This is a genomic window from Microbacterium sp. PMB16 (assembly GCF_051294855.1).
In the GTDB taxonomy this organism is placed as follows: domain Bacteria; phylum Actinomycetota; class Actinomycetes; order Actinomycetales; family Microbacteriaceae; genus Microbacterium.
The window spans coordinates 2,534,900-2,548,971 of record NZ_CP145908.1 but is presented as its reverse complement, the minus strand read 5'-3'; the positions used below and the strand labels follow the sequence as shown (position 1 = coordinate 2,548,971).

Genomic DNA, 14,072 nt, shown 5'->3' with positions numbered 1-14,072 from the left:
TGCACGACCGGTGGAATCGAGCCTGGCCCGTCAATCGAGTCTGGTCACTTCGACTGAGACGAACAGTTCGGACATGCTCGGTCCGGCGTACACGCCGCGTAGCGGAGCGACATCCGAATAGTCGCGACCGTGCCCGACGTAGACATGCGATTCGCCGATCTCGGCGAGGTTCGTCGGGTCGTATCCGTGCCACTCCCCCGAATACCACTCCACCCAGGCGTGGGATTCGCCGATCACCGGCTGACCGACGGGCGCGGTCGGGTCGGGATGCAGGTATCCCGAGACGTAACGCGCCGGGATGCCCACCTCACGCAGCACCCCGAGAGCGACGTGCGCGATGTCCTGGCAGACTCCGGAACGCGCGTGCCAGGCGTCGCGAGCAGTGGAGTTCACCCCGGTCACGCCGCTCTGATACTCCATGGCCTCGCCGATGGTTCGGCAGATGCCGAGCGCGACCTCATCGATCGTCCCGCCGCCGGATCGAGCAGTGACCGCGAGCTCCAACAGCTCCTCATCCGGCGCGGTGGCCGGAGTCTGCACGACGCACTCCGACAGCGACAACGACTTCGGGATGAGCGCCGCGAGCTCGTCCCAGTCGAGCGTCCTCGCGGTCTGCGGCACCGCGCGCACATCCACGACGCTCGTCGCGGTCACCGACAGCAGCCGGTGGGGTGTGAGCACCTCGAAGGTCGACACCCGCGTATCCCAGTAGTCGGCGTACGAATGCTGGGTGGCCGGCGGAGAGATCTCCAGATTCGCCTGCAGCACGAACTGGCCTTCGCGGGAGTACGGCAGCATCCGCGCCTCGTTGTACGAGGCGGTCGCCGGCTGCTCGTACCGATACCCGGTCCTGTGCACGATCCGCAGCCGACTCACAGCGCCTCCCCGATCCACACCGGCATCGCGCTCGACGGGAAGTAACGCTCTCTGATCGCATCGCTCGCCAGCGACATGCCCGCCTGAACCTCTTCCATGCTCTCCGACAATCGCAGCGCGATATCGGCGACAGGGAGGTATTCCAGCTCCGAGCGCATCCTCCCCAGCACACGATGGGCGCGGTCGGGCGCTCCGAACGCACTCGCCGGGTCGATACCGCGCAGACACTCCTCCGCCTGGAGCACGCTGGAGAGCACCGACCTCGGGAACAGCCGGTCCACGAGTAGGAACTCCACAGCGGATGCCGCCGTCGGCACCGCACGATGACTGCGCAGATGCGCTTCGTACGCCCCGCAACTGCGGAGCAGCGTCGTCCAGCTCGGGCCTCCGGCATCCGTCAGCGATCGCGTCGCCAGCAGTCGCGCGGTCATGTCGGCGCGTTCGATCGATCGGCCGAGCACGAAGAACTGCCAGGCCTCGTCGCGGCTCGTCGACGAGTCGACGACTCCGAAGGCGAGCGCTGACCTGTCTCGCACCCAGCGGAAGAACGGGTGCGTCTTGTCGGACGCGACCCACCGCGGCATCCGTGCGTTCGATTCGTTGAGCGTCTCCCAGAGATCGGTCGAGATGATCTCCCTCGCGCGGCGCGCGTTCTCGCGGGCTGCGGCGATGGAGTGCGCGATGGATGCGGAGTGTTCGCGGTCGAGGGCGAGCAGACGCACCACGTCGTCGCGACCCACCGCGCTTTCGTCGGCGACGGTCGCCCCCATCACCGACAGCAGGGCACGGCAGGCCGTGTCCTCCTCGACCCAGGGGTCCTCCAACAGAAGCTGCAGGTGCACGTCGAGGATGCGGGCGGTGCCGTCTGCCCGTTCGATGTACCGGCCGATCCAGAACAGCGCCTCGGCGATACGGCTCAGCATGTCGCCTCCCCTGTCCGGGCCTGTTGCTGCTGCTGTTGTTGCTGCTGGTGATGCCGGGCCGGAAGGTCTTCATCCTGCGGCGACGACAGGAAGGGCGGCGACTCTCCGCGAACGGGCGCGACGACCGCGATGGCACCGGTGGCGAGCGAGACCTCGGCGGATGCCGGATCGGAGAGATCGACCGTGGAGGTCGGTCCGGTGAGCAGCGAGGGATCGAGGACCCACGTGTCCTTCGACCCGCCGCCCTGACTCGAATTCACCACGAGCTGCCCCTCGGGCAGCGCGACCCGCGTGAGTCCGCCCGGCAGCACCCAGATGTCCTGCCCGTCGTTCACCGCGAACGGCCGCAGATCGACATGCCGCGGCCGGAAGCCGTCTTCGACGAGCGTCGGGATCGTCGACAGCTGCACGACGGGTTGGGCGATCCATCCGCGCGGATCCGCGCGGAGGCTGGCGCGCAATTCGTCCAGCGTCGCGCGCGACGCATCCGGTCCGACGACCAGTCCCTTCCCGCCCGAACCGTCGACGGGTTTCACGACGAGCTCGTCGAGGCGGTCGAGGACTTCTTCGAGCGCACCAGGATCCTCCAGCCGCCAGGTGTCGACGTTCGGCAGCACGGGCTCTTCCCCCAGGTAGTAGCGGATGAGGTCAGGGACGTAGGTGTAGACGAGCTTGTCGTCGGCGACGCCGTTGCCGATCGCGTTGGCGAGCGTGACATTGCCGAGCCTGGCCGCGAGCATGAGACCCGGTGCCCCCAGCACGGAATCGGGCCGGAAGTGCTGCGGATCCAGGAACTCATCGTCGACCCGCCGGTAGATCACATCGACACGAGTCGGCCCGGCGGTGGTGTGCATCCACACACGCCCTCCGGAGCAGAACAGATCTCTCCCCTCGACCAGCTCGATGCCCATCATCCGCGCCAGCAGCGTGTGCTCGTAGTAGGCGGAGTTGTAGACGCCGGGTGTCAGCACCACGACCGTCGGGTCGTCGACGCCGGCGGGCGCCGCCGCGCGAAGGGCCTGCAGCAGCCGGCCCGGATAGTCGACCACCGGCCGCACGCGCAGACTGGTGAACAGTTCGGGCAGCGTCTGCGCCATGACGCGCCTGTTCGCGAGCACATAGCTGACGCCGCTCGGCACGCGCACGTTGTCTTCGAGGACTCGCCATGCACCCTTCTCGTCCCGGATCACGTCGATCCCGGCGACGTGGATCCGCACACCGTTCGCCCCGACGATGCCGGCCGCCTGGCGATGGAAGTGCGACGACGTGCTGATCAGCGACGCCGGGATCACTCCGTCGCGCACAGCATGCTGCGGACCGTAGACGTCTGCGAGGAACGCCTCGAGCGCCCGCACCCGCTGCTTCACCCCGGATTCGACCGACATCCAGTCATCGGCCGCGATCACCCGGGGAACGACGTCCAGAGGGAACGGCCGTTCCTCGCCGGCGAAGTCGAAGGTCACGCCCTGGGCGAGATACGAGCTGGCCAGAGCATCCGTCCGCGCTCGCAGCTCGGCATCGTCCATGCCGGCGAGCGCGGGATACATGTCCTTGTAGGGGACGCGCACATTCTCCTGTCCGGGTGAAGGCTCCGCGAGGAACATCTCGTCCCACGGTTCTGCCCCGCTGCGCCTCGCAGATCGGCGTGAGGTGTATCCGTTGAACAGCGACTCCATTTTCGGAATCCTTCCGCGGCGTGGTTTCCGTCGTGTTTCCGGGCGAAGACGGGCCCGCGTCGAGGACGGCACGCGGTAGAGTCGTACAGTCCGGCGCCTCCGCGCCGGTGCCTGAAAAAGAGGCACGAAGCACCCCGCGCAGTGGCGAGGGCGAGACACATACGGATCCTTCACTCTCCGTCCCTGTCTCGAAAGGCATCATCATGCCCACTGTCTCCGCGCACGTCGCACTCACACTCGCCCAGCACATCGATGCCGTGTTCGGCGTGATGGGCAACGGCAACGCCTACTTCCTCGACGCGATCGAGACGCAGACGGATGCCGTCTTCACCGCCGTCCGCCACGAGCAGGGCGCCGTCGTCGCCGCCGATGCGCACTTCCGGGCCTCCGGCCGCATCGCCGCCGGCACTTCGACCTACGGCGCCGGCTTCACGAACACGCTCACCGCCCTGGCCGAGGCGGTGCAGGCGCACGTCCCCCTCGTGCTCGTCGTCGGCGACGAGCCGACCTCGGGACCGCGCCCGTGGGACGTCGACCAGATTGCGCTCGCGTCGGCCGTCGGCGCCCGCACGTACACCGTCGGACAGATGGATGCTGCCGCCACCACCGTCATCGCGATCGAGCACGCCCTGACCTATCGCGTGCCCGTGGTACTCGCGATCCCCTATGACGTCGCGTCGCTCGAAGCAGGACCCGTCGCGGACGCGCCGGCGCCCCGCCTTCCCGCGCCCCTCGCTCCCAAGGGAGAGTTCGCGGAGGGCATGCTCGACGAGATCGCCGACGCGCTCCGCACCGCGGAGCGTCCGTTCCTGCTCGCCGGCCGCGGCGCGTGGCTGGCCGGCGCGAGCGCTGCACTGGGCGAGATCGCCGAGCGCACCGGTGCCCTCACCGCATCGTCAGCGCTGGGGCGCGGGGTCTTCCCCGACGGCCGCTACGACCTCGGGGTGACCGGCGGCTTCGGCGCGGACGGGGCGATGGAGCTGATCCGCACCGCCGACGTCGCCGTGGTGTTCGGCGCCTCGTTGAACCAGTTCACGATGCGTTTCGGCGAGCTGTTCGCCCCGGGGACGCGCGTGTTCCAGATCGACATCGCCCCCGCGGCCACGCACGCGCACATCGGCGGGTTCGTCCGGTCCGACGCCCGGGTCGCGGCCGAGGCCATCGCGGAGCGCCTCGGCGCAGCATCCACTTCCCCCATCCCCGCCGGCGCGCACAACTTCGGAGGCACCCCTCGACTCGCCGGGTCGGCCGCGACCTCAGGCGGCGTGTCGGCCGACGGCTCCGAAGCTGTGCCCGCCCGCCCCTGGCGCGAGACCGTCGATGTGGCATCCGCCCGGTCCTACGACGCCGGTGACGAGCTCGCCGCCGACGGACGCCTCGACCCGCGATCGGCCGCCCGCCGCATCGCCGAGCTGCTGCCGGAGGATCGTGTGGTCGTCTCGGACGGCGGACACTTCATCGGCTGGGCGAACATGTACTGGCCGGTCGCATCGCCCGACCGCATGATGATGATCGGCACCGCGTTCCAGTCGATCGGACTGGGCTGGCCGAGCGTCGTCGGGGCCGCCCTCGCCCGGCGCGATTCCACGGTCGTGCTGACCTCGGGTGACGGCGGCGGGCTGATGGCCATCGCCGATCTCGAGTCCGCCGTGCGCGCGGCGGGCGGGCGCGGGATCGCCGTGGTCTGGAACGATGCCGCCTACGGCGCAGAGGTGAACCTGTACGGACTCAAGGGGCTCGCCGAGGGACCGATGCGCATTCCGGAGGTCGACTTCGCCGCCTTCGGCGCGGCGGTCGGAGCGGAAGGCGTCGTGGTCCGCACGCTCGCCGACCTGGATCGCCTGGCGACCTGGACGGAAGAGGATGCCGCGACTCGCCGCTTCCTGCTGCTCGACCTCCGCATCTCCGGCGACGTGATCGCGCCGTACCAGCAGGAGATCATCCGCGTGAACTCCTGACGACGCAGCATCCGCCGCTCCCGTGGCAGTTGCTGCGGGTTCGAGGTCACTCAACCCGCGACAACTGCCACGGGAAGCCTCACTCGGCCGCGCCGTAGTCCGGGAGCTCCTGCAGCGTCCAGGTGTTGCCGTCGGGGTCGTCGAACGTCACGAAGCGACCCCAGCCCTGCTCGTCGACCCCCTGCGCGTCGACGCCCACGCCACGCAGATGCGCGAGCGCCTCATCGGCATTGGGCACCACGACCTGGATCGTGTTCTGCTGCCCGGGCTCGAGATCGATGCCGAGTCCTGTGCCGAACGCGATCGAGCACGCCGATCCCGGCGGGGTCATCTGCACGAAACGCATGCCGTCGAACGGTGTCTGATCGTGGTCGGCGTTGAAACCCACCTTCACGTAGAAGTCCTTCGCACGGTCGACATCCGTCACCGGCACGAAGATGAGCTCGATCTTCCAGTCCATCACGCACTCCTCCTGGCAGGCGCCGTCGCCCGTCCGCGACCACGGTACGACGAACGCGCCACCCGGCGCCAGGGTCTTGTACATCCCTGGCGAGCCGCGCGTCGTTCAGGTCGCCGGAACGAAGGCCCCGTCCAGGAACGCGGCGAGCTCGTCGACCCCGTCGAGTGGAAGGATCGCGGCGACGTACTGATCCGGACGCACGACGATCACGACACCGTCGCGCGACAGCTCCCGCGCCTCGAAGATGTCGGTCTCGGTCCACTTCGACGGCCCGGCCGCGTACACCTTCTCCCAGTCGGTGAGGCCGAGCGGCCCGGTCTTCGGCTGGAACAGCGCCGGGGCCGACGTGACCTCGATCTCCTCATATCCCTGCTGGTACACGGCCTTCACGTCGAAGACCGCGTCGGCATCGGCATCCGCCCGCGTGAAACGCGCGAACAGCGGCGCCGACTGCTCCGCCCATGCGGCCAGCCCCTCGCCGGTCCGGTCGCCGAAGGCGTAGACGCGCCAGCGTCCGTCGGCCCTCGCGTGGTGTCCGAGGTGGACCACGTTGCCGTCGCCCACACGGATGACTTCCGCCGACTTGAACCGCTTGCCCAGCGGGTACCCGACCGCCAACGACTGATGCGCCTCGGAGCCGGTGATCATCGACGACGTGTACTGCGTCATGAAGCCGGAGGGGAACTCGGCGGTCGCCAGGTAGTAGGTCGCCAGCTCGGTCGGGTCGGAGATCTCGCCGGGCTTGCGTGCCATCAGCGTCGACCACTCACGGTCGAAGTCGATCAGCTGCTGCGCGACCGGGCGACGCTCGGCGCCGTACGTGGCCAGCAGGGTCTCGGGCGCGAGGCCCGTGAGTACCGAGCCGAGCTTCCAGCCGAGATTGAACCCGTCCTGCATCGACACGTTCATGCCCTGGCCGGCCTTGGCGCTGTGGGTGTGGCACGCATCACCGGTGAGGAAGACGCGCGGCGTGCGCCCCGACTCCTCGAGCACGTCGTCGAAGCCGTCGGTCACCCGATGCCCGACCTCGTACACGCTGTGCCAGGCGACCTGCTTCACGTCGATCGAGTACGGATACAGGATGTCGTTGGCCTTGCGGATGATCTCCTCGATCGGCGTCTGCCGCACGCGGTGATCGTCGTCTTCGGCGACCTCGCCGAGGTCGATGTACATCCGGCTGAGGTACCCGCCTTCGCGCGGGATGTGCAGGATGTTGCCCGCCTGCGAGTTGATCGCGCACTTGGTGCGCCAGTCCGGGAAGTCGGTGTTCACCAGCACGTCCATGACGCCCCACGCGTGCGCGGCGCTGCCTCCGACGTGTGTGCGACCGATCGCCTGCCGCACCCCGCTGCGGGCGCCGTCACACCCGGCGACGTACTTCGCGCGGATGGTCTGCTCCTCACCTGCGCGCTCCCCCGCCACGTGGCGGACCCGGACTTCGACGGGGTATTCGCCCTCGTCGTGCACCGTGAGTCCCACGAACTCCACCCCGTAGTCGGGCGTGATCCGGCCGGGGCCGTCGGCTGCGGCCTCGGCGAAGTAGTCGAGCACCCGCGCCTGGTTGACGATGAGGTGCGGGAACTCGCAGATGTCGTACGCGTAGTCGGCGGTGCGGGTGGTGCGGACGATCTCGCGGGGGTTCTCCGGGTTCGGGCTCCAGAAGTTCATCCACCCGATGTTGTACGCCTCGGCGACGATGCGCTCCGCGAAGCCGAAGGCCTGGAAGGTCTCGACGCTGCGCGGCTGGATGCCGTCGGCCTGGCCGAGCACGAGCCGTCCTTCACGTTTCTCGATGATGCGCGTCGAGACACCCGGGTACTGCGACATCTGGGCGGCGAGCAGCATCCCGGCGGGGCCGGAGCCGACGATCAGGACGTCGACCTCGTCGGGGAGGTGGGCCGGTCGATCCGCTCCGAGACCGGCGGCGTCCTGCACACGCGGATCCCCGGAGACGTACCCGTGGTGGTGGAACTGCATCGTCGTCGATTCCTTCCGGACTGCGGTGTCGGGGTGCTGCGTCAGCTCTTGCCATCGGAACTCGCGTGTTCTATATTCGAACAGACAGTTCTACTATTGAACACAGCTTATTCGCGACCGCCGACAGACGCAAGGAGCAACCGATGGCCGACGACGCCTCGCCCGCATCGCAGACGCTGAGCCGCGGCATCCGGATCCTCGAGATCCTCGCCGATGCCGCGCGTCCGCTCGCCATCGACGAGGTCGCCGCCCGCCTGGGAGTTCATCGGTCGATCGCCTACCGGCTGCTGCGCACGCTCGAACACCATGGCCTCGTGATCCGTGACGCCGGCGGCGGGGTCAGCCTGGGAGCGCGGATGGCGGCTCTCGCCGCGGGTGTGGCACCCGATCTGCAGGCCGAAGCACTCCCCGAACTCACTGCGATCGCGAACGAGCTGGGCATGACGTGCTTCCTCGCGGTGCTCGACGGCGAGGACTGCATAACACTGGCGAGTGTGGAGCCTCGGCACGCCATCGCGAGCGTCGCGCAGCGCCCTGGCGCCCGGCATCCGGTCACGATCGGCGCTCCGGGGAAGGCGATCCTCGCGCAGGTCCCGGTGGACGAATGGCCCGCCGGCACGTCCGCCGAACTGCGCCGCGATGTCGATCTGACCCGTGAACGCGGGTACGGGACGAGCCACGACGAGGTCATCCCGACGGTGCAGTCGGTGGCCGCGCCCCTCGCGCTTCGAGGTCGCCGCCCCGCCGCCATCGCCGTGGTGCACGTCGCGACGACGCTCGACGACGCCGCGATCGCCGCGCGCCTGCAGCGCTCCGCCGCGGTCATCCGCGACGCCCTCGACGGCTGAACAGCACCGCTCCCGTGGCAGTTCGTGTGGGTGCCACGGCGGCAACCCGCAGAAAGTGCCACGGGAGCGGTGAAAGGAACCGGATCAGACCTTCGCGAGACCGCGGATCGGGCTGACCGACTGCTCCTCTTCGTGGTCGGGACCGAGCGGGATGCCGGAGCGGTCGCGCAGCAGCAGCGTCGCGACCAGTCCGAGCACCGTCATGCCGGCGAGGTACCAGGTCACCGCCTGCGTCGAGCCGGTCGCCTTCACGATCGCGGTCGCGATGGTCGGAGCGAAGGCCCCACCGGCGATGGCGCCGATCGCGTACGAGATCGACACACCCGAGAAGCGGATGCTGGCGGGGAACAGCTCCGTGTACAGCGCCGCCTGCGGGCCGTAGGTGAATCCGAGCCCGATCGTCAGGATCGCGAGGCCGGCGAAGAGGAGTCCGATCTCACCGGTGTTGACCAGCGGGAAGAGCGTGAACACGCCGACGAGCTGCAGCACCCAGCCGATGAGGTACGTCGTGCGGCGGCCGATGCGGTCGCAGATCCATCCCGCCAGGAGCGTCGTGATCAGCCAGGTGACGGCCGAGCCCGCGACCGCCCACAGCACCGGACCGCGCTGCAGGCCGATCGGGCCCTCGGGGTTCGTCGCGTAGCCCTGGATGTATCCGCCGGTGGTCATGTAGCCGACGGCGTTGTTGCCGGCGAAGACGAGTGCCGCGATGATCACGAGCAGTGCGTGCTTGCGGAACAGCTGCACGATCGGCATCTGCGCCTTCTCCTTGCGGGCGGCGAGCTCGGCGAACACCGGGCTCTCCTCGACCTTGCGGCGCACGTAGTAGCCCACCAGGATCAGCACGACGCTGAGCAGGAACGGCACGCGCCAGCCCCAGGCCAGGAACTGGTCTCCTGGAGCGACCACGGTCATCAGTGCCATCACGCCCGAGGCGAGCAGCAGGCCGAGCGGCACACCGATCTGCGGGGCAGCTCCGAAGATCCCGCGCTTCTGCCGCGGGGCGTGTTCGACGGCCATCAGCACCGCGCCGCCCCACTCGCCACCGGCCGAGATGCCCTGGAGGATGCGCAGCAGGATGAGGAGGATCGGCGCCGTCATGCCGATGGCCTCATAGGTCGGCAGGATGCCGATGAGGGCGGTCGCGACGCCCATCATGATCAGCGTCCACATGAGGACGGTCTTGCGACCGAACTTGTCGCCGAAGTGACCGGCGAGGAACGCGCCCAACGGCCGGAAGAGGAAGCTCAGGCCGACCGTGATGAACGCGATGACCTGCTCGGCATCCTTGCCGAAACCGGAGAAGAACAGTTGCCCGAACACCAGGCCGACCGCGGTGGCGTAGATGAAGAAGTCGTACCACTCCACCGTGGTCCCGACGACGGTGGCGAAGACGACGCGACGACGATCGGCCGCTGTCGCGATGGTTCCGGTGGGCGTGAACCCACCCTGTGACTGCCCACTCATGGGGTGTCTCCTTTGGTTGTGACCGCATTGTCACGGCGTGCAGCGGGACGTGAATCCGGACCGCTTGCCGAGGGGTGAACCGATGATATATGATTTCGAATACGACGCACAAGGCGTCTCGCAGGACAACGCAGACGAGCGCAAGGAGGCGCACCGTGACGGACGCCATCACCCGCCCCGGCAAGATCATCGCCATCCATCTGAGCTACGCCTCTCGTGCCGATCAGCGCGGACGCCGCCCCGCTGCTCCCTCCTACTTCTTCAAGCCGGCCAGCTCCGTCGGCGTCTCCGGCGGCACCGTCGAGCGCCCTGCCGGCACCGAGCTGCTGGCCTTCGAGGGTGAGATCGCGCTCGTGATCGGCACCGCCGCGCGCCGCGTATCACTCGCAGATGCCTGGGCCCACGTCGGGTGGGTCACCGCCTCCAACGACCTCGGCCTCTACGACCTGCGCGCGAACGACAAGGGCTCCAACGTCCGCTCGAAGGGCGGCGACGGCTACACGCCGCTCGGCCCGGAGCTCATCGACGCCCGCACCGTCGACCCCGCCGCCCTGCGCGTCCGCGCCTGGGTCAACGACGACCTCCGCCAGGACGACACGACCGCCGGCCTCATCTTCCCGCTGGCGCAACTCGTCGCCGACCTCTCGCAGCACTTCACCCTGGAGCCCGGCGACGTCATCCTCACCGGAACCCCGGCAGGATCATCGGTGATCGTCCCCGGCGACGTGGTCGAGATCGAAGTGGATGCCCCGGATGCCGCAGGCGCGCCGACCACCGGCCGCCTGGTCACGACGGTGACGCAGGGCGACGTGCCCTTCGACGGCGCGATCGGTTCGCTCCCCGCAGTGGACGACCTCCAGCGCACCGAGGCCTGGGGTTCGGCCGAGGCCGCAGGGCTCACCAACCACCCGGTTCCTGAGCGAGCGCAGCGAGACGAAGGACCTGAGCGAGCGCAGCGAGACGAAGGAGCTGAGCGAGCGCAGCGAGACGAAGGGCTCTCCCCCGAACTCCGCGCCAAGCTCCTCGAAGCGCCAACCGCCGGGCTCTCCGCCCAGCTGCGCAAGCGCGGACACCACTCGTGCTTCATCGACGGCGTCTCGGCGAACATCGCCGGTACGAAGATCGTCGGCACCGCGAAGACGCTGCGCTTCGTGCCCTTCCGCGAAGACCTGTTCACATCCCACGGCGGCGGATACAACGCGCAGAAGCGCGCGTTCGACGCCGTGAACGAGGGCGAGATCATCGTGATCGAGGCCCGCGGCGACGCCACGACCGGCACGCTCGGCGATATCCTCGCCCTGCGCGCCCGCACTCGCGGCGCGGCCGGCGTGATCACCGACGGTGGCGTGCGCGACTTCGACGCCGTCGCCGAGATCGGTCTTCCCGTCTTCTCGCAGGGCGCGCACCCCTCGGTCCTCGGCCGCAAGCACGTGCCGTGGGACGTCGACGTCACGATCGCCTGCGGCGGAGCATCCGTGCAGCCCGGTGACATCATCGTCGGCGACAGCGACGGGGTGATCGTCATCCCGCCGTCGCTCGTCGACGAGGTCGTCGACGCCGCGCTCGACCAGGAGGTCGAAGACGCCTGGATCGCCGAGCAGGTGGCGGCGGGGCATCCGGTCGACGGCCTTTTCCCGATGAACGCCGAGTGGCGCGCACGGTACGCCGAGGCCCGGAAGTGAGCACTGTGTCGGAGGCCAGCAAGTCGGAGCAGGCGTACGCCTGGATCCGCTCGCGCATCGCGGCCCACGCGTTCGGCCCCGGATACCGCCTCGTGCTCGGCCCGATCGCCGAAGAACTCGGCATGAGCGTCGTACCGGTGCGCGAGGCCATCCGCAGGCTCGAAGCCGAGGGACTGGTGACCTTCGAGCGCAACGTCGGTGCACGGGTGACGCTCGTCGACGAGAGCGAATACGCGCACACCATGCAGACGCTCGGACTCGTCGAAGGCGCGGCCACCGCGCTCTCCGCTCCCCTGCTCGACGACGACGCGATCGCCCAGGCCGCAGAGGTCAACGAACGGATGTCGCGACTGCTCGAGCACTTCGACGCGCACGCCTTCACCGAGCTGAACCGTCAGTTCCACTCCGTGCTCTTCGAGCCGTGCCCCAACCCGCACCTGCTCGACCTCGTGCATCGCGGGTGGGCTCGACTGTCCGGCATCCGCGACACGACGTTCGCCTACGTGCCCGGTCGTGCCCAGCACTCCGTCGACGAGCACGCCCAGATCCTCGAACTCATCCGCGAGGGCGCAGAGCCCCTCGAGATCGAGCTCGCCGCCCGCAACCACCGTTGGCGCACGAGGGACGCGTTCCTCGATGCGCTGCACGCCCGTTCCGCCCACGCCACAGGAGAAGCCTCATGACCGATTCGCGCATCCCCGCCGACCTTCCTGACCACATCCAGCACTACATCGACGGCGCGTTCGTCGACTCGGTCGACGGCGACACGTTCGACGTCCTCGACCCGGTGACGAACCAGACGTACACGACCGCCGCCGCCGGCAAGAAGGCCGACATCGAGCTGGCCGTGGCCGCAGCGAAGCGCGCGTTCGAAGAAGGACCGTGGCCGCGGATGCTGCCACGCGAGCGCTCCCGCGTGCTGCACAAGATCGCCGACATCGTGGAGTCCCGCGACGCCCGCCTCGCCGAGCTCGAGTCGTACGACTCCGGCCTGCCGATCACGCAGGCGCTGGGCCAGGCCCGCCGCGCGGCCGAGAACTTCCGCTTCTTCGCCGATCTGATCGTGGCGCAGTCGGACGATGCCTTCAAGGTGCCCGGTCGCCAGATGAATTACGTCAACCGCAAGCCGATCGGCGTCGCCGGCCTCATCACCCCGTGGAACACCCCGTTCATGCTCGAGTCGTGGAAGCTCGGCCCCGCGCTCGCGACCGGCAACACCGTCGTGCTCAAGCCCGCCGAGTTCACGCCGCTGTCGGCATCCCTCTGGGCAGGCATCTTCGAAGAGGCAGGACTCCCGCAGGGCGTCTTCAACCTCGTGAACGGCCTCGGCGAGGACGCCGGCGACGCTCTGGTGAAGCACCCCGACGTCCCGCTCATCTCGTTCACCGGGGAGAGCTCGACCGGTCAGCTGATCTTCGGCAACGCCGCTCCGTTCCTCAAGGGTCTCTCGATGGAGCTCGGCGGCAAGTCCCCCGCCGTCGTCTTCGCGGATGCCGACCTCGAGGCCGCCGTCGACGCCACGATCTTCGGCGTCTTCTCCCTCAACGGCGAGCGCTGCACGGCGGGATCGCGCATCCTCGTCGAGCGTTCGATCTACGAGGAGTTCGTGGAGCGTTACGCCGCGCAGGCGAAGCGCGTCAAGGTCGGCTACCCGCACGACCCGGCCACCGAGGTCGGCGCACTGGTACACCCGGAGCACTACGACAAGGTGATGAGCTACGTCGAGATCGGCAAGACCGAGGGGCGCCTCGTCGCGGGCGGCGGACGCCCGGAGGGCTTCGAGGAGGGCAACTTCGTCGCACCGACCGTGTTCGCCGACGTCTCCCCCGACGCTCGCATCTTCCAGGAGGAGATCTTCGGTCCGGTCGTCGCGATCACGCCGTTCGACTCCGATGACGAGGCGCTGTCGCTCGCGAACAACACGAAGTACGGCCTCGCCGCCTACATCTGGACCAACGACCTGAAGCGCGCGCACAACTTCGCGCAGTCGGTCGAAGCCGGCATGGTGTGGCTGAACAGCAACAACGTGCGCGACCTCCGCACCCCGTTCGGCGGTGTGAAGGCCTCCGGTCTCGGTCACGAGGGCGGCTACCGCTCGATCGACTTCTACACCGATCAGCAGAGCGTGCACATCACCCTGGGCGGCGCGCACAACCCGACCTTCGGCAAGAACTGACGTTGCTCGACTGACTTAGCAAGGACGCT

Annotated in this window: 11 protein-coding genes; 5 read left to right on the top strand and 6 right to left on the bottom strand. The window is 68.8% G+C overall.

The window, feature by feature from the left end; genetic code table 11:
- Positions 1–30: 30 nt before the first annotated feature.
- The 3 genes from V5D55_RS12200 to V5D55_RS12190 are packed head-to-tail and all read right to left on the bottom strand — an operon-like array spanning position 31 to position 3,475.
- Positions 31–876: a transglutaminase family protein gene (locus V5D55_RS12200; protein WP_435743362.1), complete on the bottom strand. Its 846-nt coding sequence runs from the start codon at positions 874–876 to the stop codon at positions 31–33.
- Positions 873–1,799, bottom strand: a complete 927-nt coding sequence (locus V5D55_RS12195) for an alpha-E domain-containing protein (protein ID WP_435743360.1) — start codon at positions 1,797–1,799, stop codon at positions 873–875. The genes V5D55_RS12200 and V5D55_RS12195 overlap by 4 nt, the downstream gene beginning before the upstream one ends.
- Positions 1,793–3,475 (bottom strand): circularly permuted type 2 ATP-grasp protein, encoded by a 1,683-nt coding sequence (locus tag V5D55_RS12190; RefSeq protein WP_435743359.1) that lies wholly within the window; start codon positions 3,473–3,475, stop codon positions 1,793–1,795. Before V5D55_RS12190 ends, V5D55_RS12195 begins: the two co-directional genes overlap by 7 nt.
- A 203-nt stretch (positions 3,476–3,678) precedes the next feature.
- Here V5D55_RS12190 and V5D55_RS12185 point away from each other — a divergent pair, with 203 nt between their 5' ends.
- Positions 3,679–5,433 (top strand): thiamine pyrophosphate-binding protein, encoded by a 1,755-nt coding sequence (locus V5D55_RS12185; protein WP_435743357.1) that lies wholly within the window; start codon positions 3,679–3,681, stop codon positions 5,431–5,433.
- Positions 5,434–5,512: 79 nt separating this feature from the next.
- On the opposite strand, the gene V5D55_RS12180 is transcribed toward V5D55_RS12185, so the two are convergent.
- Positions 5,513–5,893: a VOC family protein gene (locus V5D55_RS12180; protein ID WP_435749291.1), complete on the bottom strand. Its 381-nt coding sequence runs from the start codon at positions 5,891–5,893 to the stop codon at positions 5,513–5,515.
- A gap of 105 nt (positions 5,894–5,998) precedes the next feature.
- The gene (locus tag V5D55_RS12175) at positions 5,999–7,870 is read right to left on the bottom strand and encodes an FAD-dependent monooxygenase (protein WP_435743355.1); all 1,872 of its coding nucleotides are present in this window, start codon (positions 7,868–7,870) and stop codon (positions 5,999–6,001) included.
- Between the two features lie 143 nt (positions 7,871–8,013).
- Here V5D55_RS12175 and V5D55_RS12170 point away from each other — a divergent pair, with 143 nt between their 5' ends.
- Positions 8,014–8,718 carry an IclR family transcriptional regulator gene (locus V5D55_RS12170; protein WP_435743353.1) on the top strand — a complete coding sequence of 235 codons (705 nt, stop codon included), beginning with the start codon at positions 8,014–8,016 and terminating at the stop codon, positions 8,716–8,718.
- An 84-nt stretch (positions 8,719–8,802) separates the two neighbouring features.
- On the opposite strand, the gene V5D55_RS12165 is transcribed toward V5D55_RS12170, so the two are convergent.
- Positions 8,803–10,185, bottom strand: coding sequence for an MFS transporter (locus tag V5D55_RS12165; RefSeq protein WP_435743351.1), 1,383 nt, complete (start codon positions 10,183–10,185; stop codon positions 8,803–8,805).
- 155 nt (positions 10,186–10,340) lie between these two features.
- Between V5D55_RS12165 and V5D55_RS12160 the strand changes: the two genes are divergently transcribed.
- From V5D55_RS12160 to hpaE, 3 genes are read left to right on the top strand one after another with little or no spacing between them, the layout of a single operon-like run.
- Positions 10,341–11,867, top strand: a complete 1,527-nt coding sequence (locus V5D55_RS12160; RefSeq protein ID WP_435743349.1) for a fumarylacetoacetate hydrolase family protein — start codon at positions 10,341–10,343, stop codon at positions 11,865–11,867.
- A complete protein-coding gene (locus V5D55_RS12155; RefSeq protein WP_435743347.1) occupies positions 11,864–12,550 on the top strand; it encodes a GntR family transcriptional regulator in 687 nt (228 codons plus the stop codon). Before V5D55_RS12160 ends, V5D55_RS12155 begins: the two co-directional genes overlap by 4 nt.
- Positions 12,547–14,043, top strand: a complete 1,497-nt coding sequence (gene hpaE, locus V5D55_RS12150) for a 5-carboxymethyl-2-hydroxymuconate semialdehyde dehydrogenase (RefSeq protein ID WP_435743345.1) — start codon at positions 12,547–12,549, stop codon at positions 14,041–14,043. The genes V5D55_RS12155 and hpaE overlap by 4 nt, the downstream gene beginning before the upstream one ends.
- Positions 14,044–14,072 lie beyond the last annotated feature (29 nt).